This is a genomic window from Paenibacillus sp. GCM10027628 (assembly GCF_042676385.1).
Lineage (GTDB): Bacteria > Bacillota > Bacilli > Paenibacillales > NBRC-103111 > Paenibacillus_E.
In genome coordinates this window covers 119,007-143,472 of record NZ_JBHTHA010000002.1, presented here as the reverse complement: position 1 = coordinate 143,472, position 24,466 = coordinate 119,007, and the positions used below count along the sequence as shown (strand labels likewise).

The window sequence follows — 24,466 nt, the reverse complement described above, 5'->3', positions numbered from 1 at the left end:
TTATGGCAACGGTAGCGTTTCATACATTAGGATGTAAAGTGAATTTTTATGATACGGAGGCCATTTGGCAGCTGTTCAAAAATGAGGGATACGAGCAGGTCGATTTCGAGCAGACTGCAGATGTGTATGTAGTAAATACATGTACGGTGACGAATACGGGCGATAAAAAAAGCCGCCAAATGATTCGTCGAGCGATCCGCCGCAATCCCGAAGCGATTGTCGCGGTAACCGGCTGTTATGCGCAAACGTCGCCGGCTGAAATTTTGGCCATTCCTGGCGTTGATATGGTGATCGGAACACAGGATCGGGATAAGATCATTCCGCTCGTGAAACAACTGGAACAAGACCGTCAGCCGATTAATGCGGTCCGCAACATTATGAAAACACGTCAGTTCGAAGAGTTAGACGTGCCTGATTTTGCTGATCGTACACGTGCGTTCCTGAAAATTCAGGAAGGATGCAATAACTTCTGCACCTTCTGTATCATTCCATGGTCGCGCGGCCTAATGCGCAGCCGTGAGCCGCAAAGTGTCATTCAGCAAGCGAAGCAGCTCGTTGAAGCCGGCTATCAGGAAATTGTCCTTACAGGTATTCATACAGGCGGTTATGGCGAGGATATTGAGGACTACAGCTTGGCGAAACTGCTTTGGGATCTGGATAAAGTAGAAGGTTTGAAGCGGATCCGCATCAGCTCTATTGAAGCGAGCCAAATTACGGACGAAGTGATCGAGGTGCTTAAATCGTCCGATAAAATGTGCCGCCATCTGCACATTCCGTTGCAAGCAGGTGACGATCAAGTATTAGCGCGCATGCGACGAAAGTATACAACTGCGGAGTTTGCCCGCAAAATCGAACGACTTCATGAAATTATGCCGGACGTAGCGATTACGACGGATGTCATCGTCGGGTTCCCCGGCGAAACCGAAGAAATGTTCAGGAATGGCTTTAAATTTATGGAACAAATGAAATTTTCCGAAATGCACGTGTTCCCTTACTCCAAACGGACAGGTACGCCTGCAGCACGCATGGAAGATCAAATCGACGAAGAAATCAAAAATGCACGCGTGCATGAATTGATCGATCTCTCGGAAAAAATGCAGCTTGCTTATGCCCAGAAGTTCGTCGGACAAGTGCTGGAAGTGATCCCGGAACGCGCGTATAAAGGCGCCCCTGAAAGCGGCTTGTACATGGGTTATTCCGATAACTATATCCAGTTGGTTTTCGAGGGTACGGAAAGCATGATCGGTGAAGTATGCCGCGTTAAAGTAACGGAAGCGGGAGTTAATGAAAGCAAAGGGCACATCGTGCGAATTGTTGAACCTGCTCAAGCTGTAAATATATAACATCTTATAAGGAAACAAGCTGAGGATATCATTCCGCCCTTAGGTGGGGTGGCATCCTCTTCTTCGTTATAAACAACCATTATTCAGGGGGATCAATCCATGAAAGAGATATCAGCTGGCGGTGTCGTTTACCGTAAACACGACGGCCGATTGCAGGTTCAAATGATTCAGGATCGCTACGGCAAAATTACGCTGGCCAAGGGGAAGATGGAGCCTGGGGAGACTGTGGAACAAACAGCGCTTCGCGAGATTTTGGAGGAAACAGGCATTCAAGGACGTATTATCGAGCCTGTTGAATTGATTGCATATCAGTATAAAAATCCCGCGCTAGGCATCGTAGATAAGGAAGTTCACTATTATTTGGTTGAAGCTGTTGACGGCGCACTGCAGGCACAGGTTGAAGAAATTCGCGGGGTTGAATGGCTGGAACCATTAGAAGCATGGCGTCAGCAGCAAGAGTCTGGTTACGACAATAATAACAGCGTATTGAGTAAAGCATTGCGCAAATTAGGCATTGATGTTTAGTGCTAGACTAGACTAATCACCACACGGACATCTACGAAAATGATCGGAAATCAAGTCGCCTCCATATGCTGAGATAGCAAAGCGGCAAGGCGAGCAGCGAACTCACGACGTTGAAAATCGTTTGTGCGCGTGCAATTTGTTCCGAAGCGCCGCCGGCTGAGATTGCGGAAATGCTGACGAGCTGATGGATAAACGGATAAAAGAGAATGGCTCCTCCAACGTTGAGGAGAATGTGCGACCACGCGACATAGCTTCCGGCGCGTGAGCCCCCGATACCGGCGATCAGTGCGGTCACACAGGTGCCTACATTGGCGCCAATCGTGATCGCGACGCCCAGCTCGACGGGAATGCCCTGGATGGTGGCGAGTCCCATCGCCATGGCTATGACTGCCGCGCTGCTGTGCACGAGCGCGGTAACCGCGGCGCCTGCGATGACGCCCCAGAGCAGGCTTTGCTTCGCTTGGAGCACGAACCAAGCGAATAGTCCCCGGGACTGCAGGGCAGGCCCGATGGTTTGCATGATCTCGATGCCGAGCAGCACGAGAGCGAAGCCGGCCACCGCCAGCGAGCCGTAGCGCACGCTGCGCAGCCAAGGACGACCGCCGCCTGCGGTGGCGGTCTGCGTTAGACCGAGGCCTTGCGCCGTAGGCGGCAATGGCCCGGCAAACCAGCTCGCGAGCCAGACGGCGGCGCTCGCGAGCAGCATCGGCACGCCGAGGTGGCCGATACTGAGCCCGATCAGCTCGGTGGTGAGGCACGTGCCGATGTTCGTCCCGAGAATGATGCCGAGCGTTCTCGGGAAAGTTAGGACGCCGGCGTTGACGAGTCCGATGGCGATGACAGTGATGGCGGTGCTGCTTTGCAGCGCCGCTGTGAGCGCGGTGCCGGTGGCGAGACCGCGCACCGGCGTGCGGGTGAACCGCTCCAGCCACTGCTGGAGGCGGGCGCCGGCCCAATGATGAAGCGCGGTTTCCATCAGCTTCATCCCAAACAGAAATAAGGCTAAGCCTGTCAGCACAGGCAGCACGATCGTAGTAATCATATGCGGCGGATCTCCTTCGCAAGCATGGACTATTTTCAACCAATATATGTGACCGTACAGACAAGCATGACAAGCTGGCGATCGAAGACGGTTTTAAACAAAGGATGGCAAACCTGACATGGCAGCAGTAATCTTACATAAAAAACGGAAACCGCGTTTGGAGCAGGGACATCCTTGGGTGTTCCGCAGCGAAATCGAACGGGTAGACGGGGAAATCGAACCAGGGCAATTGGTGCCCGTTCTTAATCATCTTGGCCAATACTTAGGCACGGGGTATTACAATGCGGCTTCGCAAATTACGGTCCGCATCGTCTCGTATCAGCCTCTGGAGTCATTGACAACGGAGCTCTTCGTCGAGCGATTTACGCGTTGTCTGCAGCACCGCAAACGTTTCTTGGAGGAGGCGGCTTCCTACCGGTTGGTCTATGGGGAGGCGGACTTCCTGCCGGGCTTGATCGTCGATAAATTCGCCGACGTCCTTGTAGTCCAGATCCTGACACTTGGGATGGACCGCTGCCGGCAGCAAATTGTTGATGCGCTCGTTCAAGTCATGAACCCGGCCGGCATCTATGAACGTAGTGATGTTTCGGTCAGGGAGCTGGAAGGCTTGCAACAGACGAAGGGGCTTCTATTCGGGGATTGTCCGAAGCATGTGGACATTCTGGAGAATGGTCTGCGCATTCGCGTCGACATTGAAGAGGGGCAGAAGACAGGGTATTTCTTCGATCAAAGAGAAAACCGCGCGTCGATCGCTCCATTGATGACTGGCTGGGGGAGCCGAAGCGGCATCGAGCTCAAGCAGATTGAGCACGAGGGTCAGATGCAGACGCTGCCAGTCAATGCCAATGGCAAAGTCGTGACCTTCCCTTATTGGGACGGCGCCACCGTACTGGAGTGTTTCTCCCATACCGGAAGCTTTACCCTGAATGCCTGCAAGTACGGGGCTAAAAAGGTTACTTGTCTCGATATTTCAGAGCACGCCATTGAGAGCGCAAGAGAGAATATCAGACTGAATGGTTATGAGGAGCGTGTCGAGTTTGTTGTCGCGGACGCTTTTGAGTATTTGCGCCAGCAGGTGAAGGGCTTGGACGAGCGGAAAATCCGCTCGACGGCGAACGTCGGGCAAACCAAAGTAGATACGTCCAAGCCGGTTAGCGGCGGTCGCACCTGGGACGTCGTCATTCTGGATCCGCCGGCCTTCGCCAAAACGAAAGGGGCCGTAGAAGGCGCCTGCCGCGGCTACAAGGACATCAACCTGCACGGTATGAAGCTGGTGAATGAAGGCGGCTATCTTGTAACCGCCAGCTGCTCTTACCATATGCGTCCGGAACTGTTTCTTGAGACGATTCATGCAGCGGCAACCGATGCCGGAAAAATTCTCAGGCTCGTTGATTTCCGTGGAGCCGGGATGGATCACCCCCGCATCCTCGGTGTAGATGAGGGACATTATTTGAAATTCGCGATTTTTGAGGTGCGAAGTAAATAGCTGCACCTCCCGGAGCGAGGCTGAGAAGCCTCGCTTTTTGGATTGTACAGGGAAATATGTAAAATGCCGATTTGTGGGAGGGTTTAATATATAAGGACCTGATTATGGCCTGATATGGGTCTGTATGGGCTGATGCCTGCAATATGAAATCTGAACGCCAATAATGACGCTAAAAGTGGGGGAATCTCCGATAGGGAGATTGAAAGTGTGCAGTTCCAGCAGTTTAGAGAATATGGGTCGCTATTAGCGCACCTTTTGGCTCGCTCTTCCGCAGATTCGAATGCGCATCATGCAACCATATCGGCCATTTTCAAAGAAATGAGGGGGTACTCTTCGAGTCACTCGCTTGACAATGAACAACGGTCGTTAATAGTGAACAAGTTTGACGCTAAATTTCGGAGAAATAGCCATTTCGGGGCTCGAACGAACAAAATTCCATAAACAGCGAACGATCTTCGCTAATTATGGAATTTTATTCGTTCGAAGCCTGATTGGTGGTCATTTACACACCAAATGCGTCAAAATGTTCTCTATTAGAGAACATCCGTTCTAACTGTGCCCCCTGCTCAGGAGCCCCTTCAAATGCGAGAAATTGTGTGACAGCATGTTATGAGTTCTTATTTGATGAATTTTTCTTTTTGTCGTCCCCTCATCCGATCTCCTGAGGTATTGCATAGTTGGAACGAATTTTCATGAATAGAGCCACGCGAGATGGATGTGATGAGTTGATAAAAAAATATGATTGATAAAAAATATTTATACATTTTTATTTATCATCCCTAAAGAAAATCTGAATTGGATGAAGCTGTAAATTCCGAGTAAGATGAAGGAAATAAAAAATGATTTCTTCACGCTGAAAGGGAGGCATATAAAATGGCATCTGTTACAGGTTTGGAAGGCGTAGTCGCTGCGGAAACGGAATTATCTTTAGTTGATGGGGAGAAAGGGCTTCTTATTTATCGGGGGCATTTGGCGAAAGAACTGGCGCTTCACACAACCTTTGAGGAGGCAGCTTATTTATTATGGAACGGCAAGCTGCCTGCGGAAGACGAGCTCCTTCATTTTCGGAAACAGTGGAAAGCTGAGCGCGCACTTCCGGCGGCGTTAAAATCGATACTGGATTTGCTTCCAGCGGAATGCGATATGATGAGTGTGCTGCGGACAGCCGTATCGGCGATTGGAGCCGGAGATGGTACAAGCCGCGTATGGCCTCCGCAGCCTGAGGCCGCGTTACGCTACACGGCGATGCTGCCCGTCATCATCGCGTACCGCTACCGGCAAACGGAAGGACTGCCGCAGGTCGAACCGCATCCTGAATTGGACCATGTTGCCAATTATTTATACATGCTATCCGGCAAGGTGCCGCAGCAGGCTCATGTAAAAGCGCTAACGACCTATTTCATTTTGGCCATGGAGCATGGGATGAATGCTTCGACTTTCGCCGGTCGGGTTGTGCTCTCCACGCAATCTGATATTGCCTCTGCGCTTTGCGCGTCCATTGGGGCGATGAAAGGGCCGCTGCACGGCGGAGCGCCATCCGAGGTTATGGACATGCTCGATGAGATCGGAACGAAGGACCAGGCGGAAACCTGGCTTCGTGAACAGCTTGGCGCAGGTCAAAGGCTGATGGGATTTGGACATCGCATTTACAAAACATTCGATCCGAGAGCTGAAGCGCTTCGCATCATGACGACGGAATTAGCGGACGAGGATCCTTGGTTTGGACTTGCTACCCACGTTGAAGCGGTCGCCGTTAACTTGCTCCATGAGTATAAACCGGGAAGAAAGCTTTATACGAATGTAGAGTTTTACGCCGCTGCCGTTCTAAGAGCCGTAGCCATGCCGAAGGCATTGTTCACGCCGACTTTTACGGCAAGCCGGATGGTGGGTTGGACGGCTCATTTGCTTGAACAAGCGGGCTGCAACCGCATTTTCCGACCGCAGTCGGTTTACACAGGTCCGATGCCGGAATAGGGGCACGAACAATAATTAAAAAAGCTGTCGCGAGCGTCATTTTGAATGACGAAACGGACAGCTTTTTTTGTATGAAATCCGATCAGTCCCGTAAGGAGCTGATTTTATTTGCAAGATCGTTAACGACCTGATCTAACGTCACTTGAGCTAATTCGCGTTCAAGCGCGGTTTGCGCTTGCTGGAGTTTGAGTTGCAGCACAGATTGAATGTTGCTGCCGACCGGACAATCCGGATTTGGCTGATCATGAAAATGGAACAAGTCCGCTTCTTCGGCGACTTCTACCGCACGGTAGATGTCAAGCAGCGTGATTTCGTCTGGTTGTTTGGCTAGCGAGGCTCCGCCAACGCCTTGTCTGACATGAAGAAGTCCGGCTTTTTTGAGCATGCCGTTCACTTTGCGCACGATGACAGGATTGACATTAATGCTGCCGGCAATGAATTCCGAAGTGCAGTGTTCGCCTTTTTCCAAATCCACTAATGACAGGATGTGAACACCAATGGTGAAGCGGCTGCTGAACTTTTTCATAATTTCACCCTCTTTGTTGTACATATTTTAATTACAGCCAAGCGGAATGTCAAGAAAGCGCTCAGAAACGGGCGGATGCCTGAACATCCCCATGATCTGCCACGCCTCTTTTCTACCAAAAGTATGATAGAATAAGAGGATGACTACGTAGGCAAAGGAGTACTTTATGACCATTCGATTCCTGATTGGCAGAGCCGGCAGCGGCAAAAGCGAGCGCTGCCTGGAAGAGATGAAGCAGCGTCTGGCTGCTGAACCGGAAGGCGACCCGCTAATCCTGCTGGTGCCGGAACAAGCGACGTTCCAAGCCGAGCACGCTCTCGTATCCGATTCCCGAATCGGAGGCATGATTCGCGCGCAAGTGCTCAGTTTTCACCGTCTTGCGTGGCGCGTGATGCAAGAGGAAGGCGGGACGGCCAGACTCCCTATTGATGAAACGGGTAAAAAGCTGCTCTTGACGAGCATTTTACATAAGTACAAAGATCAACTTCGGCTTTTCGGACATTCCGCGGAACAAATGGGTTTTGTCGACAGGCTGAACCAATTGTTTACAGAGTTGAAACGCTACTGCGTGAGCGCGGAACAGCTCGACGAACACGAAACCAAACGTATGACTTCCATTGCCGAAAGTGGCTTGCTCCGGGATAAAATGCAGGACATCCGTCTTGTTTACCGGGAATTTGAATCAGAGCTCGCTCGTCAGTACTTGGATGGTGAGGATTATTTGACGCTGCTGGCGGAGCAGCTGCCGAATTCCGCTTATTTGCGTTCGGCAACGCTGTGGATCGATGGTTTTCATGGCTTCACGCCGCAGGAATTTGCGGTGCTTGGGGGGCTTTTCGCCCACTGTAAAGACGTGACGATTACGTTGTGTCTGGATCGCGCGCTTGAAGCTGGAGATACCCCGGATGAACTGGATTTATTCCACCCCACGGCCATGACTATGGTGCGTTTGCAAGAAATGATATGGCAGCTGGGACTTCATGCACCTGAGGTTCTGCTGCTCGAACCGGAGTACTCCCCGAGGTTTCAAGAAAGTCCGGCACTCGCTTATTTGGAAAAGGTGTTCGATCGCAGGATCGGCGGCAGGGCGCAGCGTTATCAGCCTGCACAGGGCGAGAGACTGAGCGAGCAGCTTGTGATTCGAGAAGCCGTACACCGGCGCGCCGAAGTGGAGGGTGCGGTGCGGGATATGCTTCAGCTTGTGCGCGAACAGGGCGTTCGCTGGCGCGATATTGCGATTATGGTACGCAACATGGAAGGGTATCAGGATTTACTGAAGGCGGTTCTGACCGATTACGGAATTTCACACTTTTTTGACCAAAAACGCACCGTGCTCCATCATCCGCTAGTTGAATTCATTCGTTCGGCGCTTGAAGTGGTCCAGCATAATTGGCATTACGATGCCGTGTTTCGGTGCGTCAAAACGGATCTGCTGCTCCCCATAGACGCCGCATCCGAACGCTTCCTGATGGATAAGCTTGAAAACTATGTCCTGGCTTTCGGCATACAAGGTTACAGATGGACGGACGGGAAGCCATGGACATTCAAGTTTCGGGCTAATTTAGAGCAAGCTGATGAACGTATGAATGAAGATGCAGCTGCGCTTGAGCAGTTGAATGCAAGCAAGGATTGGATTGTGCGCCCTTTATTAGCGTTCTCCAAACGTCTCGGGCAAGCTCGTTCGGTAAAAGAGCAGGTCCAAGCACTCTATGAGCTGCTTGTTGAAGTCCAGGCACCTGATAAGCTTGAGGCATGGAGTCAGAAAGCGATTCAAGAAGGCAACCCGGAGAAGGCACGCGAACACGGTCAAATGTGGAACAGTGTCATGGATATGCTGGATCAGCTCATCGAGACGATGGGTGAAGACGAACTGTCGCAAGAGCTGTTCACCGGCTTGATTGAAACCGGTATGGAGAGCATGAAACTTGGCTTAGTACCGCCATCGATGGACCAACTGCTGATCGGCAGCATGGACCGGACACGCTCCAGCGGTATTCGTTATGCGTACATATTAGGCGTAAATGATGGCGTGATTCCGGCGCAAATGGACGAAAAAGGTGTCCTCACCGAAGCGGAGCGGGAAGTGTTAATGGATTCCGGGTTACCGATGGCCGACGGCAGCAGAAGAAAGCTGCTTGACGAGCAGTTTATCATTTATACCTCTCTGACCGTGCCCGGCAAAAGATTATGGCTTAGCTATCCGCTCGCAGATGAGGAAGGGAAATCCTTGCTTCCATCCGAGCTGATCAAGCAGCTTCGTCATTTATTTCCCGGAACGGACATGCCGCTCTTGCTTGCAGAACCATCGAATGAAACAACCGAGGACGAGCAGTCTGCCTATATCGCTCACCCTAGTCAAGCCATTTCTTACCTGGCTGTTCGGATGAAGCATTGGATGCTTGGCGGACGGATGGCCGATCTTTGGTGGGAAATGTACAACTGGTTTGCGACTCAGCCGCAATGGCAAATGAAGCTGCAAGCTTTAGCCAGTGCGTTGCAATATACGAATAAAGAAGCGGGACTGAGCTCCTTAACCAGCCAGCGCCTATATGGTCAGCAATTGCGAGCCAGCGTATCAAGGATGGAAAAGTACGTGGCCTGTCCATTCTCTCATTTTCTTTCGCACGGCCTGAGATTGCAGGAAAGACGCGTTTATCGGCTTGATGCTCCGGATATCGGACAATTGTTTCACGCAGCATTGAATCAATTTGTTCAAGGGCTTCAGCGCGATCAGCTGGACTGGGGTTCGCTTTCCGCCGAAGACTGCATGGAACGTTCTGCGCAAGTAGTCGATGAGCTGGCGCCGAGGCTGCAGGGGGAAATCCTGCTAAGTTCAAGCCGCTACGCTTACATTGCGAGAAAGCTGAAACAAGTTGTCGGAAGGGCCGCTGTCGTGCTCGGCGAGCATGCCAAACATGGCCAATTCCAGCCGCTCGGGCTGGAGATTGATTTTGGCCCCGGCAAGGAGCTGCCGCCGCTTACCTTTCAATTGGACAACGGCTGTACGATGGAGATTATCGGCCGGATTGACCGCGTAGATCGTGCGGATGGCGAGCAGGGCGTATTGCTGCGCGTCATTGACTATAAATCTAGTCAGACTTCGCTGCAACTCTCCGAGGTGTTTTACGGCTTGTCCTTGCAAATGCTGACGTATCTCGATGTCATTATCACACACGCTGAGCAGTGGCTGGGCATTCCGGCGAAACCGGCAGGCGTACTTTATTTCCATGTGCACAATCCGATGCTGCAGCAAAAGAACGCTTTGGATCCCTCGGAAGTCGAGAAGGAGCTGCGCAAGCGGTATAAAATGAAAGGCCTTATTACAGCAGACGCCAATGTCGCCGGTTTAATGGATGACCAATTGGTTCACGCAGCGGGCCATTCCCAGCTCATCCCTGTAGCCTTGAAAAAAGACGGAAGTTTTTATTCAAGCTCTTCGGTAGCTACGGATGCGCAGTGGGATACGCTTCGCAAATATGTGCGCAAGCAGGTCAAGCATATCGGAACCGGGATCACGGATGGTCATGTCGACATCGCACCCTACCGTTTAGGCAAAAAAACGGCCTGCCTTCACTGTTCGTATAAATCCGTTTGTCAATTTGACCCGTTATTTGAGGGAAATGAAATTCAGGTTTGGAAACAGCGCGGTAAAGACCAGCTCTGGACGGAACTGGAGCAAGGTGCAGCAACTACGTGACTAATGCGGAAAGGAGCGCAAACCCAATGAATAAACAACAACCCAAACCCGCAGGCAGCACCTGGACGGACGATCAATGGGATGCCATCACGCTCGGCGGTCAAAATATGCTGGTCGCTGCTGCGGCCGGCTCCGGTAAAACGGCGGTGCTCGTCGAACGGATCATTCGCAGGATCTCGAACGAGTGGGAACCGATTGATGTGGACCGTTTGCTCGTAGCTACATTTACGAAAGCTGCGGCCTCGGAGATGAAGCACCGGATCCGGGAAGCATTGGAAAAAGAACTGACCAAGCAACCGGGCTCCCAGCATTTGCGCAAGCAATTGGCATTGATGGGACGCGCGTCGATTACGACGCTCCACTCATTTTGCCTTGAGGTGGTGCAGCGCTACTTCAGTCTCATTCGGTTGGATCCCGGCTTTCGCATTGCGAACGAGACGGAAGCGGAACTGCTCAGGCAGGATCTGCTCGGCGAGATGCTGGAAGCCTACTATGCCGCGAGCGGAGAGAACAGCGCCTTCTGGCGGCTGGTCGATTCGTTCAGCGGCGAGCGGAACGACGACGCGATCATGCAGCTGATCCAAAAGCTGTATGATGTGTCGCGCAGTCATCCGTGGCCGGAGCACTGGCTAAGGACGACGGCCTCGATGTTTGGGCCGCCGGCGCCTCTGGAGGCGGCGGATGAGTCCGCCTCCGAGGTAGCGGTGGCGCTGCCATTTGTAGCCGCAGCGTCCGCGACGGCGGATTATTCGGTTTGGGAGCGGAGTCTGGTCCGCGACCTGTCCCTTGAGCTGGAAGGCGCAGCCGACCTGCTCCGGCAAGCGCAGCAGCTGGCCGAGCTGCCGGGCGGACCGGCGCCCTATTTGGACAATCTGCGAGAGGATCTTCTTCTCGTAAACAATTTGCTCGAAACAACGACGTATCCGTGGTCCGTTTTGTACCAAGGCTTTCAAACCGTGGAGTTCGGGAAGCTGAAAGCGTGCAAGGGCGACGACTATGACAAAGAACTTCAAGAAGAAGTGAAAGAACTGCGCAACAGGGCGAAAGAGCAGATTAACAAAATCAAAGAAGAACTGTTCGGCCGCACGCCTGAACAATTTGGCCAAGAGATAGCTGAGCTGGCTCCATTGCTGCATACGCTAGTTGATCTCGTGATTGATTTCGGTCAGCGTTATCAGCAGGCGAAAGCAGCCAAGGGACTAATTGATTTTGCCGATTTAGAGCATTACTGCTTGCAGATTTTATGTGCGCCCGGCTCTATGCCGGATGAACTTTATCCGTCGGAAGCGGCGCTTGCTTATCGCAGACAATTCGCCGAAGTGCTGCTTGATGAATATCAAGATACGAACCGCGTGCAGGAAGCGATTGTGACGCTGATCTCTAATTCGAAGCCGGGGAATCGTTTCATGGTGGGCGACGTGAAGCAAAGTATTTATAAGTTTCGTCTGGCTGAGCCTGAACTATTTTTGGAAAAGTATAAGGCTTATCGGTCAAAATCGGATGAGGCGGCTTCATCGCAAGCAACAGATCAAGGCGGCAGAATCGATCTGGCGCGCAACTTTCGCAGTCGCATTCAAGTTGTGGATGCGGTGAACTTTTTGTTCAAGCAGATCATGAACGAGACTGTGGGTGAGATTGAGTATGATAAGCGTGCTGAGCTTGTGTATGGGGCCGGTTACCCGGCGCCAGGTTCAGATTGCTCGGTAGAGGTGCTGATCGTAGATCGTTCAACGGATGCTCCGGACCCAAGCGAATCGTTTGGCAATGACCCGGACGATCAAGAAGGCGGCGATTTTGCTGATGAGTCAGGTACGGGTGAATTAGCTACAGGTGCGCTCGATCCTATTCAAGATGCGCGGGAGCTGGAAACGGCTCAGCTTGAAGCGCGGGCGATCGCACGTCAGATTCGTCAGTTATTAGGCGATGGTGGCAAGCAGGAGCCTTTTCAAGTCTTTGATAAACGAACAGGAGGTACGCGTCCTGCCACCTATCGGGACGTTGTGATTTTGCTTCGGGCTACGCAGATGTGGTCCCCGATTATTATAGAAGAGCTCAAGCAGCATGGAATTCCGGCATACGCGGATTTGAGCACGGGTTATTTTTCGGCGACAGAAGTTGAAGTTATGCTTTCTCTATTAAAGGTGATCGACAACCCTTATCAAGATGTCCCGCTTGCAGCTGTTCTTCGCTCGCCAGTGGTGCAGCTTTCGGCTGAAGAGCTGGCGCAGGTTCGAGTCACCGACAAGTCGGTGCCATTTTACGAATCCTTACTGCAATATGTTGACGCTGGGCCGGATGCGCAGTTCGATGAGGGGCATGATCCGAAATTGCTGGAAAAGCTGAAGCATTTTCTGGAGCTGCTGGAGCATTGGCGTAATGAGGCCAGACAAGGCTCGCTCGCGGATTTGATTTGGAACATTTATCGGCAAACCGGCTATTACGATTTTGCCGGCGGGCTGCCGGGCGGTTTGCAAAGACAAGCGAACTTGAGAGCTTTATACGATCGGGCCAGGCAGTATGAAAGCACAACGCTTCGCGGACTATTTCGCTTTTTGCGGTTCATTGAACGGATGAAAGAAAGCGGAGGCGATCTGGGAACGGCGCGGGCGCTCGGTGAACAGGAGGATGTCGTAAGAATCATGTCCATACATAAAAGTAAAGGACTTGAATTTCCGGTCGTCTTCGTTGCGGGTATGGCAAAAATGTTCAACCAACGCGATCTGAACGATGCTTTTCTTCTGCATAAGGAGCTTGGCTTTGGGCCACGCTTTGTCGATACGGCACTCAGGGTCAGCTATCCGACGTTGCCTTCGCTTGCCATTAAGAGACGAATGAAGCTGGAACTGTTAGCTGAAGAAATGCGCGTACTTTACGTAGCGCTCACGCGTGCCAGAGAGAAATTGTACCTGCTTGGAACTGTCAAATCACTGGACAAACTCCTTCGTACATGGGGACGTCATTTATCGAGAGCGGAATGGTATTTGCCCGATTTTGAACTGGCCAAAGCCAAAAGTTATCTGGACTGGGTCGGCCCTGCCGTGCTGCGCCATCCCGATGCGGCGCTTTGGCGAGAGCGGATTGGCATCCATGAGACAACGCCCGGCTTGCATTTGCTTAAGGATCCTTCTGAATGGAAGTTCACAGTGATGACGCCGGAAAGTTTGCAATCGGACAAACAGGAGGAACAGGAGAACGTATTGCCTGATGCGGAGCGCATGGAAGCGATTCGCAGCATTCAGCCGGTCACTACATCAGGAAACTGGGGTGAATGGTTGAGGGATCGGCTTTCCTGGACGTATGAATATCCCGATGCGCCCAAGCTTTTTGCCAAAACGACCGTATCGGAAATGAAACGCCTGTCTGAGCTTAATCGTATTGAAGGCGAGGGTGAACTTCCAACAGTGAATAATGCGGGATTGTCTGTTCAATCATCCGTGGGGTCACCGGTGAAAACAACCTCCAGCATCTGGCGTAGACCGAGGTTTATGGAGGAAAGAAAGCTGACCGCTGCCGAAAAAGGAACTGTCGTTCACGCGGTTATGCAAAATATATCGCTTCAGGAAATGCCGACCGAAGACAACATCAAACAGACATTGGCCGAGATGCTGAACAAACAAACGCTGACCCCGCAGCAAAGTGAAGTTGTTGACGTTCCGGTTATCTTGAACTTTTTCAAAACCGAAGTCGGACAGCGCTTGGTACGGGCAGCGAACGTTCAGCGAGAAGTGCCTTTCAGCTATGGTTTACCGGCGAATGAAGTATACACAGGAACAGAACGTTCCACTGCCGGAGAAACCGTGCTTATTCAAGGGGTCATCGATTGCTTGTTCGAGGATGAGCAAGGCCTTGTGTTGGTCGATTATAAAACCGATGCCGTCAAAGGCAGCGGAGATTCCGAACTGCGCGCTCGTTATGAAACACAAATTATGCTGTACACACGGGCCGTGGAACATATTTGGAAACGTCCTGTAACGGATAAGTTTCTGTACTTTTTTGATGGTGCGAAGTTAGTAGAGATGTGAGGGGGGCGTAAACGATGCGCGTTTTACATACGGGAGACTGGCATTTCGGCAGAACGCTGGAAGGGCGCAGCCGCATGGAGGAACAGACAGCGTTCATGGACGAGCTGGTGCAAATCGTTCAGGATCAGTCGATTGATCTTGTACTTGTTGCGGGAGACATTTACGATTCCGTCAATCCTCCGGCTGCTGCGGAGCAGCTCTTTTATGAAGGTATCGCAAGGCTGGCGGACGGAGGGAGACGGCAGGTTGCCGTTATTTCGGGAAATCACGATCATCCCGATCGGCTTGCCGCTTCCGGGCCCTTGGCAGCTAAACAAGGAATAACACTAATTGGAATGCCAGTTCCAGACATTCAATCGATCGGAATTGCCAGAACGGGGGAATTGGCCAGGCTTGCCGCTTTGCCCTATCCTTCGGAATCGAGGTTGAAGGAGCTGTTGTCTGATGTTGCCGAGGAGGAAGTACTGCGCAGCAAATATTCAGAGCGAGTGGCTGCGCTCATTCGTCGCCAGGCTGCTTCTTTCGAATCCGGTACAGTGAATTTAATCATGAGCCATTTGTATGTGTTGGGTGGGCTGGAAACGGAATCCGAACGCCCGATTCAAGTCGGTGGCGCCTACACGGTAGATACGTCCGCTTTTGAAGCCGGTGCGCAGTATGTGGCGTTAGGCCATTTACATAGACCGCAAAATGTGAAATCCGCATCCCCGATTCGCTATTGCGGCTCCCCGATCGCCTACAGCTTCTCCGAAGCGGGACAAGCGAAGTCGGTAACCGTACTCGACTTGGCGCCTGGTCAAAAGGCGGAGCCGCAGGAAATCTTCCTGACTTCCGGCCGTCCGCTGGTCAGCTGGAAAGCGAAAGAGGGCATCCAGCAAGTGTACCAGTGGCTGGAAGAACGGCGCGATGCCAGCGCCTGGATCGATCTGGAGATCACGATGACTGAAGCGATGTCGCTGGAACAAATTCAATCGCTGCGCAAAGCGTATGACGGCTTCATCCATATCCGTCCGATTTATCCGGAGATTGAAGCGGTAAGGGCTTCCGCACCTCGTGCAGCTCTTTCGATGGAAGAGCATTTTACGCGGTTTTATTCGCGTCAAACGGGAGGCGCGCAGCCTGAACCGGAGCTCGTGCGGCTGTTTCTTGAGCTGCTGCAGGAGAACGACGATGCGGAAGCGGCCGGGTAGTCGAGAGCGGGACTGATTTTATCCAAAACAAGTACTTGTGGATAACTGCCTAGCTGGGAGATGCAGCATGAAATCATTTTAACGCTGAAAAAGAGGCTGTCGATTTATTGTGGATAGTATTGACTTGAACGGAAACATGCAGAGAATGTATATGATTTTTCGGATTCATTTACAGAATCAGGACCCAAATCGCGTTTTGTGGATGAAATTTCGAATAGAATCGCCTGATTCGATGTGTGCGCCGCTCATTATGTATAATTTTTCGCATACATTTTGTGGTCTCCCGCAGATTTTCGAAGTTATGAACAGTTAATCGACAGTCTCAAATACCGTCTTAAAGTGCCTGATGAGTGAAACGAGGTAAGTTAAGATGGAAAAACCGCACTAAAGTCCTGCTGACATCGGAAATACCAGCTGTTCATGACTTTAACGCTGAAAAACCGTCTTAAAGTGCCTGATGATGTGAAACGAGGAGAGTTAAGACGGAAAAACCGCGCTTAAGTTCCACTGACGTCGGAAATACCAGCTGTTCATGACTTTAACGCTGAAAAACCGTCTAAAAGTGTCTGATGCGGTGAAACGAGGAAAGTTAAGACGGAAAAACCACGCTAAAGTCCCGAAGGCGTGGAAAACACTCACTGTTAACGATTTTAAAGCTGAAAAACCGTCTTTGTGGGGTGGGTGAGCGGTCGCTCATCTTCGAAAGTACGTCGAAAGTCGTGTTTCTCACAGAAAACGCTTAGGAGGACTTGAACATATGCGTCCTATTCAATTACAAATGTCCGGTCTCCAAAGTTATCGCGAGCTGCAGACGATTGATTTTAGCCAGCTTGTCGATGCGGGAGTGTTCGGCATCTTTGGTCCCACAGGAAGCGGCAAATCCTCGATCCTTGATGCGATTACGCTCGCACTGTATGGAAAGGTCGAGCGAGCCAGCGGCGGCACCCAAGCCATTATGAATCATGCCGAGCAGACATTGTTCGTCTCTTTTACATTTGAACTGACGAATGCCGCCGGTACGGAACGATATCGGGTCGAACGGCAGTTCAAGCGCGGATCGGAGTTGTCGATCAACGGGACAATTGCGAGACTTCTTCAAATCAACGGAGAAGAAACGGTGGTGCTTGCCGATAAAGCCGGTGAAGTGAATCAGCAGGTGCAGAGCGTTCTTGGGTTATCCATGCAGGATTTCACTCGTGCTGTCGTATTGCCGCAAGGAAAATTTGCGGAATTTTTGACGCTGACAGGAAAAGATCGCCGTCAAATGCTGCAAAGACTGTTTCACCTTGAACAGTATGGCGATCATTTGAGCGCGAAAGTTAGCGCCAAAGTGAAAGAAACGGATAGCGCAGTAAAGCAGCTAGCAGCCGAGCAGCAAGGTCTTGGAGATGCTTCAGAATCAGCTGTGAAGGAAGCCAAAGACCGCCTCCTCGAAGCTGAGGAAGAAGCTGAACAAAGCCGCTTAGATCTGAAGCGCCAAGAATTGCTTCACGAAGAACATAAGCAAGTGTTTCAATGGCAGACGGAGAAAGCTGCATTGGAGCTGCAAGTCGGGCAGCAGCAGGAACAAGAGGCATTTATCCGCGAAAAGGAATTGCTGCTGCAGCAAGCCGAGCATGCAGAACGGGTACGGCCATATTTAGAGCAGCAGCAGCATGCTGCTGCTGAGGTTCTTAGCAGTCAATCGCAATTCGAGGCAGCGATAACGGCACAGAAAACAGCTGAAATAACCTATCAGCAATCGGATACAGCTAACGAACAAGCCCAGCAAGAACTTGCTGCTCAAGAAGGAGCTTTACTGCTGCGCCTGGATCAACTGCAGCAAGCCTTGATCCTCCAGCAGGAGTTGGAACAAATCCAGCTGCAAGTGCAAGAAACGGAAGCTCAGAAATCGGCTGCAAAATCGATGTTGGATGGTTTACAGAGTGAGCTCGGCAAAATCATGGAGACGAAGCAGAAAGCAATCGCGAAGCAAGCTGAGCTTAAAGACCAGTTAAAGCTGGTTGAGCCGAATACCCTTGCGCGCCAGCTTTTGCAAGAAGCCCAACAAGAGAAGAAGTCGATTGAGCTTTTGCGGAGACAGGAGCAGGATGCACGGAAGGAGAAAGAGGCCAAAGCGTCTGCCTATCTGGTATGCGAACAAAATCTGACGGAGCTAGCAGTGAAGCGTCAAGCTTTTCGGCAACGGCTAATCACTTGGTCGATGCAAGCTGGGCAATTGCGTAGTTCGATGAGCGGGGATAGCGAGCATCTAGTTGTACTGATTTCATCATTCCAAACTCTTTTAGATGAGCAGAATCGAATCTGGAAACAGCATGAACGTGAGACGCTGGCGGCCGTTCTAGCTGAACAGCTGAGCGATGGGGAAGCCTGTGTGGTTTGCGGCTCAACCGAGCATCCTTCGCCTCGACGATACAAGGAGAAAGATGATTCCTTGCATGACGCTGCCGAAAGCGAAACAAGATTGGAAGCGTCTGTTCAGCAAGTGCAGGAATTGCTGCAGCAGGCAAGAGAGTTTCAATTTACACAGGCTCAGCTCACACAAAGAGCGGTTCAAATATTGGATCAGGCGGCTGCGTTGGATGAAATGGCAGGGAATGAGGACCCGGCTTCCAATGTGAAGTCAGCTGATTTCGTAGTGAGGGATCCGCTCAAATCCTCGTTGTTGGGTGAAGTGGCAGCGGCTCAAGAAATCGCAGAAACTCAATTACATACAAATGAGTTAAAAGATCCAAGGGTAAATCTATCTACAATTGAAGCTTTTTGGGGGATGGTTCGGGACTCCGTAATTTCCAACAAAAACCAAATAGAGGAACTGGAGCGAAGCTTACTCTCCTTAAAGAAAGAGCACCAATCGTTAGAGCAACAACACGCCCAAGCGTCTGCTCAGTTGCAAGCCGCAAAAGGCGTTCTCGCCGAAACAGAGCATAGATTGGCTACGATCAATGAGCAGATTGACAAGCAGCTTAGCCATTGGCACGAGCGTTTCACAGAGCTAACTTGGGACACGGTCGAGACACAGCTCGAGCAGCTACTGGCCAATGAACGTGCCGCGGACGAGCTCCGCGTCCGCATCGAAAAGAGCATCCCGTTCCTTGACGGGCTGCTGCTCAAGATCGACGAGCTCCAGCGGGCCGCGCTGGAGCAGGACAAAACCGCCCTGCAGCTGCACGAGCGGCTGCAGGGGCTGGCGCAGCTCGCCGCCGACAAGGCGCGGCAGCTCGCCCAGCGCGCGCCCGGCGCGGCCGTGCCGCAGCTCATCGCGGAGGCGACCTCCGCGCTCGAGCGGCTGCGGCTGCACGCGCAGCAAACCAAGCTCGCGCACGCAGCGGCGCAGCGCGAGCAGCACCTGGCGGCGCAGCGCCACAGCGCCGCCGCCGAAGCCGCTGCCGCTGCGAGCCGGCAGCTGGCGCAAGCCGAGCGCGTGCTTCACGCCGCGCTCACGGACAGCGGCTTCGCGTCGCGCGAAGCCGCCGAAGCCGCGGTGCTGGCGCCGGAGCAGCGCCAGCAGTGGGCTGCGCTCGCCGCTGAGCATCGCGAGCGCGAGCAGGCGCTGCGCCACGGATTGGCGCAGCTGGCAGCGAAGCTGCAAGGCCGCGTGCTGAGCGCGGCCGAGTGGGAGCAGACGCAGAGGCTGCTAGGCGCTGCGAAGGCAAGGGCAGAGGCTGCGCTCGAGGCGCGGGCCAAGGCGGCGCAGGGCGCCGAAGAGCTTGCTGCGCGGCATGCGCGGTGGAGCGAGCTGGAAGCGCGCCGGATGGAGCAGGCGGCGCTGATGGAACGGCTGGGCAAGCTGCAAGCCGTGCTGAAGGCCAACGCCTTCGTCGAGTACCTCGCGGAGGAGCAGCTGATGCAGGTCAGCCGCGCCGCTTCGGAGCGATTGGGCGAGTTGACGCGTCGCCGCTATGCCATTGAGGTGGACTCCGGAGGCGGTTTCGTCATCCGCGACGACGCCAATGGCGGCGTCAAACGTCCGGTCAGCACGCTGTCTGGCGGGGAAACGTTCCTCACCTCGCTGGCTTTAGCGCTTGCTTTATCGGCTCAGATCCAGTTAAAGGGCGAATATCCGCTCGAGTTCTTTTTCCTCGACGAAGGCTTCGGTACGCTGGATCAAGAGCTGCTGGATATGGTCATTGGGGCGCTGGAGAAGCTGCATATGGACAGTCTGGCTGTCGGCGTCATTTCGCATGTCCCTGAGCTGCGGGCAAGGCTTCCGAGAAAGCTGATTGTCCATCCAGCGGAGCCCTCAGGGCGGGGAAGCCGCATTACGATGGAAGAGTTATAGATATTTAAGGCTTGGCTAATCGATGGGATATACCGTCGGTTAGCCTTTTTTACATTCTGTAAACAAGCTTTAGGTGAAGGTCTCAAGCAATGTCTTTCAATGTCGCATACACTGCACCATTCTTAGCGGAAGAGGAGTATGTTCATGGCGACTTTTTATGAGGCTTTAAGGCATAAGAACAGAATGGCCCCCATTCTGCTGAAAAGAGCAGAAGTGATGGCGGTGGGCGTGGGGTATGCGGATCCAGCGAAACCAGCCGAGGGAGCGGGGATTATCATTTATACGCACAAGCAAATCGTTCCGTCCAGTCTAAACAGCTTGAAATTGACCCTAGCTAAAGCAGGCACGTCCATCCCCGTTCGTTTTATATCTTCGGGCATGTTCAAAACAAATGCAACAGCTCCAAAGCCAAGAACGATTAGACCCAAACAAATATACAAAAACCGAATTCGCCCCGTTCCAGGCGGAGTAAGTGTGGGTAAACCGGATCCTGCCGCTACGGGAACCGGAGGACTCGTTGTCATTAAGAACAACCAGCTTTACATCCTCAGCAACAATCATGTCCTCATCAAAAATAACAGTACGGCTTTCTCGGAAACACTGCAGCCCGGTCCGGCAGACGGAGGCGTCTCCGGAAGGGATCGGATTGGGAGGGCATTTCAGTTCGTTAGACTTCGCCCGGGTCAAGTGAATTTTCAGGACTCTGCCATTGCGCTTCCAACCTCCAACAGCATACTGAATCCCAGGTATTTATTCAGTGCATTTCGACTGATAACCGTACCCGGGCATTTGTTAAGCTATCCGGTTGGCATGCAAGTGTTTAAAACAGGGCGTACTACAGGCTTTGTCAGAGGAACAGTGGAATCGAATAACGTAGATGTGAATGTTTCCTATGGGGGTTCGATCGGTACGTTATTATTCCGCAATCAGTCTATCATTGTAGGTAACAATGGCGCAGCCGTCTCCCTTCCGGGAGATTCCGGATCGGTATGGCTGCGCTCCAGCGACCGTTTTGCCGCTGCACTCAACTTTGCAGCACCGTCCGATGGCTTGCGTTCGATTAGCAATCCTTTAGGAATCGTGATGTCAACGTATGGGATTCGAACTGCGATTCCGGCAGCCGGGCGAACGTTTAAAGCGGGTGCGATTAAGGGTGCGGCTCCGCGAGGTAATTCTGCCTACGTACAGCCATTGACGGAGCAACAGCGCAAGCGTACCCGTGCCGTACTTGTAAATGCCAAATAACTGTTTGTTGGTTAAGACGGAAACAGCGGGATTACTCGCTGTTTTCATTCTTCATTCATTCTTTTTTCCTATCTTTCTTTCTTTTTTTCTTGCCCAAGCGTGCTACTTTCCGATTCTTATGGCGTATCAAGTATCAAGCCGCTATGAAAAGACAGAATGGAGAGGGAACATTGAAATTGAAAAGGAATCAACTCGGGATCATCGCATTAGCCGCAGGAATGATGGCTGCCAGTCTCACAAGCGCCCCAGCTTCGGTTGGTGCGGACATCGTATGGGATCATTGGCAAAAAGCCGAATCTCTGAAAGCGGATGGCCATCAAGCGGAAGCAGTCCCGCACTGGCAGTTTCTCGCCGACCATTATGCAAGCACCGGTGAATGGGAAAATGCAGCTCTCTTTTACGGCGATCTAGATGCGTACTTCGATGGGATTGGCGAGTATGAGCAGGCGATTCGTTATTACGAACTTGAAAACGAATATTGGCTGAAAGCAGGCAAAGATTGGGGAGCAGTTAAACTGCAACGGGCTGATCAAATTCGAACAACGGTCGAGTTATATCGGCAAGACAGCGATCAGGAAGTGGTACAAGCTCGTGCGCTGCCCACGAATGGTAAATTGGCCAAATTCGAGCCTGCTTACGGCACATACATAGGTTTGTATTCCGAGCAAGATCCGCAAGTCGGCAATCTTTTTTCGAAAACTGAAAGCGTGTACGGCAAAAAGCATGCGCTATTTTTAGCCTACGCACACTGGGGACAACCTTTCCCTGCCACGTACGCCAAAAGAGCCAAAGAAGCAGGAGCAGCCCTACAGATTGCTTGGGAACCAGATGATGGCTTGGATCCAGTTGCAGACAGCGCTTATTTACGGCAATGGGCTAAGGACGCGAAAGCGGCTGGCATTCCCATTTTCTTGCGCTTTGCCGGTGAGATGAACGGGGCCTGGGTGAAGTGGCACGGTAATCCAAGCCAATATATCGAGAAATTCCGCATGCTTCATGATGTGTTTGCTGCCGACGCTCCCAACATTGCGATGGTCTGGAGCCCTGGCGATGTTCCGGCCAACGATATTGATCCGTATTATCCGGGAGACGCGTACGTAGATTGGGTGGGCGTCAGCCTCTACATCGAGCCTTATGAGAACGGCGATTCTTCCTTGCCTTCCATGATTGCGACCAGCAACGTAGAGCGGTTGACAAGATTATACAATACGTACGCAGACCGGAAACCGCTCATGCTAAGTGAAACGGGGGTTCCTCATTTTTCTAATTCGGCAGGTGAAGATTTTACGGAATGGGCGAAGCTCAATTTACAAAGGTTATACGAAATTATGCCGTACAAATATCCGAGACTAAAAGCGATCACTTATTTTAACGTCGATCAAAAAATGGAAAATGCCAAAAACGACTATTCACTAAGCGATTCCGCGTCTATACAAAACTATTACCGCAAATTGATTGCCAATCCTTATCTGTTGTCAGATGTGTCCCAAACAGCCAAGCCGGAGGACGGTATCGGTTATGTCCCTGTGGATGCAGATCACCAATCTTTTACCAAGAAGACCAGACTCGTTCCATTTGTAAAAATACCGGAAGTTTATATCGGAAAAGTGGAATACGTCCTGAACGGGCGAGTCATTGCGACACAGACTAATTTGCCGTACGGGCTGGGCCTGCAAGCCGGTGAGGTGCCCGAGGGGTCTGTTTTGCAATTGCGAATTTACAACCGAGACGGCAAACAAGTCGCAAACCGCAATTTCGGGTTAACCTCACAAGTTTCTGTTGAGATCGATGGCAAAAACCAAAAATTCGAACAAGCGCCCGTGATCATGAACGGATCTACGATGGTTCCTCTGCGTGCAATCTTTGAAAAATTAGGAGCGACAGTGGAGTATGAGGCAGCAACACGCACGGTAACGGCGCGCAAAGGCAGCACGACCCTACAGCTCACGCTGGACTGGAAAACCGTTATACTTAATGGGAAAGCTGTTCAATTGGATGAACCTGCTCAGTTGGTCAATGGCTTTACCGTCGCACCGGCCCGTTTCGTCGGAGAAACTTTCGGAGGCCATGTGACCTGGGATTGTACAAGTAGAACGGTTGCGATTATGACCGGACACTAAATGTTTAATAACCAGAGCAGGATAAGTTTACATGAAGGAGAACTCGAGAATGTTAGGAGAAGCAAGGGTTAACGGCATCATGAAAGAGCTTCATGAAAAAGGTATATTTGATAGTGACCATGTTGTTTTAAGTAAGATGAAAGGTACAACAGAGGGGCTCATTTATATCGTTTCTGAAAATAATGAATCGAAATACGTGCTAAAACTGGACCATCCCGAGCAAATTAATTTGGCCGAGCTATTTCTCCAAACTTATCAGCGAACGAGTTTATTGCCTAAATTGCTCTACACAGATCCTGCGAAAACATTCATCGTGTATTCATTCCTGCAAGGCGCAACCCATTACAACCGGGGTTCGAAAAAGAACTGGCTGCCCCTTTTGGTTAAGGAGCTTATCAATCATTATGTTAATGAGCAGGAAGCGGACAGATGGGACGGGTTAAAATATTCGCATGAAACTTGGCGGGAGTATAATGAGCAAAGTGTCGAAGAAGCCCGTATGTATATTGGAAATCTTTTGCCCCTCGAGGATTATCATCAAGTCAAATTACTCGTTGAAAAGACAGCGATGCAACAAGAAGATGAAGCCAAATATTTGCTTCACGGGGATATGGGCGTTCATAATTTCGTCTTTCATCAAGAAGTTCTCACGGGGGTTATCGATCCATCGCCTATGGTCGGCCCTGTCCATTATGATTTTCTTTATGCATTTTGCTCCTCTCCGGACGACTTGAACTTGGAAACATTGCTTCCGGCATTCCAAATGTTAAAACATGGAACGATGGGGCGGTCGCACCTTATCGAGGAAGTGATCATACAGCTCTATTGTCGTATTGGGCTTAGCTGTAAACATCATCCTCACGATTTACCGGAATATTTAAAAGCGTGGGAATACTGGAAAGGCCGAATTTGAAAAGAGAATACTTTTTTACCCAAGGTAATTGGAATTCATCCAATAGAAGCTTCTTCTATAAACAAAAAAACTGCCCCAACGCCCGACAGATGTGTCGGCAA

The 24,466-nt window shown here is 51.4% G+C and carries 13 protein-coding genes; 11 read left to right on the top strand and 2 right to left on the bottom strand.

The genetic code is table 11. The annotated features are described in order from the left end of the window. Window positions 1-2: 2 nt before the first annotated feature. Complete coding sequence (mtaB, locus tag ACFQZT_RS01920; RefSeq protein WP_379295994.1) at window positions 3-1,343, top strand: tRNA (N(6)-L-threonylcarbamoyladenosine(37)-C(2))-methylthiotransferase MtaB; 1,341 nt, start codon at window positions 3-5, stop codon at window positions 1,341-1,343. Window positions 1,344-1,442: 99 nt separating this feature from the next. Beyond that, complete coding sequence (locus tag ACFQZT_RS01915; protein ID WP_379295992.1) at window positions 1,443-1,868, top strand: NUDIX hydrolase; 426 nt, start codon at window positions 1,443-1,445, stop codon at window positions 1,866-1,868. A gap of 31 nt (window positions 1,869-1,899) precedes the next feature. Here the strand turns inward: ACFQZT_RS01915 and ACFQZT_RS01910 are convergent, their stop codons facing one another. Next, window positions 1,900-2,910 (bottom strand): Na/Pi cotransporter family protein, encoded by a 1,011-nt coding sequence (locus tag ACFQZT_RS01910; protein ID WP_379295990.1) that lies wholly within the window; start codon window positions 2,908-2,910, stop codon window positions 1,900-1,902. Window positions 2,911-3,028: 118 nt separating this feature from the next. Here ACFQZT_RS01910 and ACFQZT_RS01905 point away from each other — a divergent pair, with 118 nt between their 5' ends. Both ACFQZT_RS01905 and ACFQZT_RS01900 read left to right on the top strand, forming a co-directional pair. Further along, window positions 3,029-4,396 carry a class I SAM-dependent rRNA methyltransferase gene (locus ACFQZT_RS01905; RefSeq protein ID WP_379295988.1) on the top strand — a complete coding sequence of 456 codons (1,368 nt, stop codon included), beginning with the start codon at window positions 3,029-3,031 and terminating at the stop codon, window positions 4,394-4,396. An 873-nt stretch (window positions 4,397-5,269) separates the two neighbouring features. Then, the gene (locus tag ACFQZT_RS01900) at window positions 5,270-6,370 is read left to right on the top strand and encodes a citrate synthase (protein WP_379295986.1); all 1,101 of its coding nucleotides are present in this window, start codon (window positions 5,270-5,272) and stop codon (window positions 6,368-6,370) included. An 82-nt stretch (window positions 6,371-6,452) separates the two neighbouring features. Here the strand turns inward: ACFQZT_RS01900 and ACFQZT_RS01895 are convergent, their stop codons facing one another. Then, window positions 6,453-6,896, bottom strand: coding sequence for an Rrf2 family transcriptional regulator (locus tag ACFQZT_RS01895; protein ID WP_483874870.1), 444 nt, complete (start codon window positions 6,894-6,896; stop codon window positions 6,453-6,455). 166 nt (window positions 6,897-7,062) lie between these two features. On the opposite strand from ACFQZT_RS01895, the gene addB reads away from it, so the two are divergent. The 7 genes from addB (at window position 7,063) to ACFQZT_RS01860 (ending at window position 24,365) form a co-directional block, all read left to right on the top strand. Next, complete coding sequence (gene addB, locus ACFQZT_RS01890) at window positions 7,063-10,593, top strand: helicase-exonuclease AddAB subunit AddB (protein WP_379295982.1); 3,531 nt, start codon at window positions 7,063-7,065, stop codon at window positions 10,591-10,593. A gap of 26 nt (window positions 10,594-10,619) precedes the next feature. Next, window positions 10,620-14,615, top strand: a complete 3,996-nt coding sequence (gene addA / locus ACFQZT_RS01885) for a helicase-exonuclease AddAB subunit AddA (protein WP_379295980.1) — start codon at window positions 10,620-10,622, stop codon at window positions 14,613-14,615. A gap of 14 nt (window positions 14,616-14,629) precedes the next feature. Beyond that, on the top strand, window positions 14,630-15,805 hold the full coding sequence (locus tag ACFQZT_RS01880) for an exonuclease SbcCD subunit D (protein WP_379295978.1): 1,176 nt from the start codon (window positions 14,630-14,632) through the stop codon (window positions 15,803-15,805). 757 nt (window positions 15,806-16,562) lie between these two features. After that, the gene (locus ACFQZT_RS01875; protein ID WP_379295976.1) at window positions 16,563-20,087 is read left to right on the top strand and encodes an AAA family ATPase; all 3,525 of its coding nucleotides are present in this window, start codon (window positions 16,563-16,565) and stop codon (window positions 20,085-20,087) included. 144 nt (window positions 20,088-20,231) lie between these two features. Then, complete coding sequence (locus ACFQZT_RS01870) at window positions 20,232-21,332, top strand: chymotrypsin family serine protease (RefSeq protein ID WP_379295974.1); 1,101 nt, start codon at window positions 20,232-20,234, stop codon at window positions 21,330-21,332. Window positions 21,333-21,502: 170 nt separating this feature from the next. Beyond that, window positions 21,503-23,452, top strand: coding sequence for a stalk domain-containing protein (locus tag ACFQZT_RS01865; protein ID WP_379295972.1), 1,950 nt, complete (start codon window positions 21,503-21,505; stop codon window positions 23,450-23,452). 49 nt (window positions 23,453-23,501) lie between these two features. Continuing rightward, window positions 23,502-24,365, top strand: coding sequence for a phosphotransferase (locus ACFQZT_RS01860; protein ID WP_379295970.1), 864 nt, complete (start codon window positions 23,502-23,504; stop codon window positions 24,363-24,365). The last annotated feature ends 101 nt before the right edge of the window (window positions 24,366-24,466 follow it).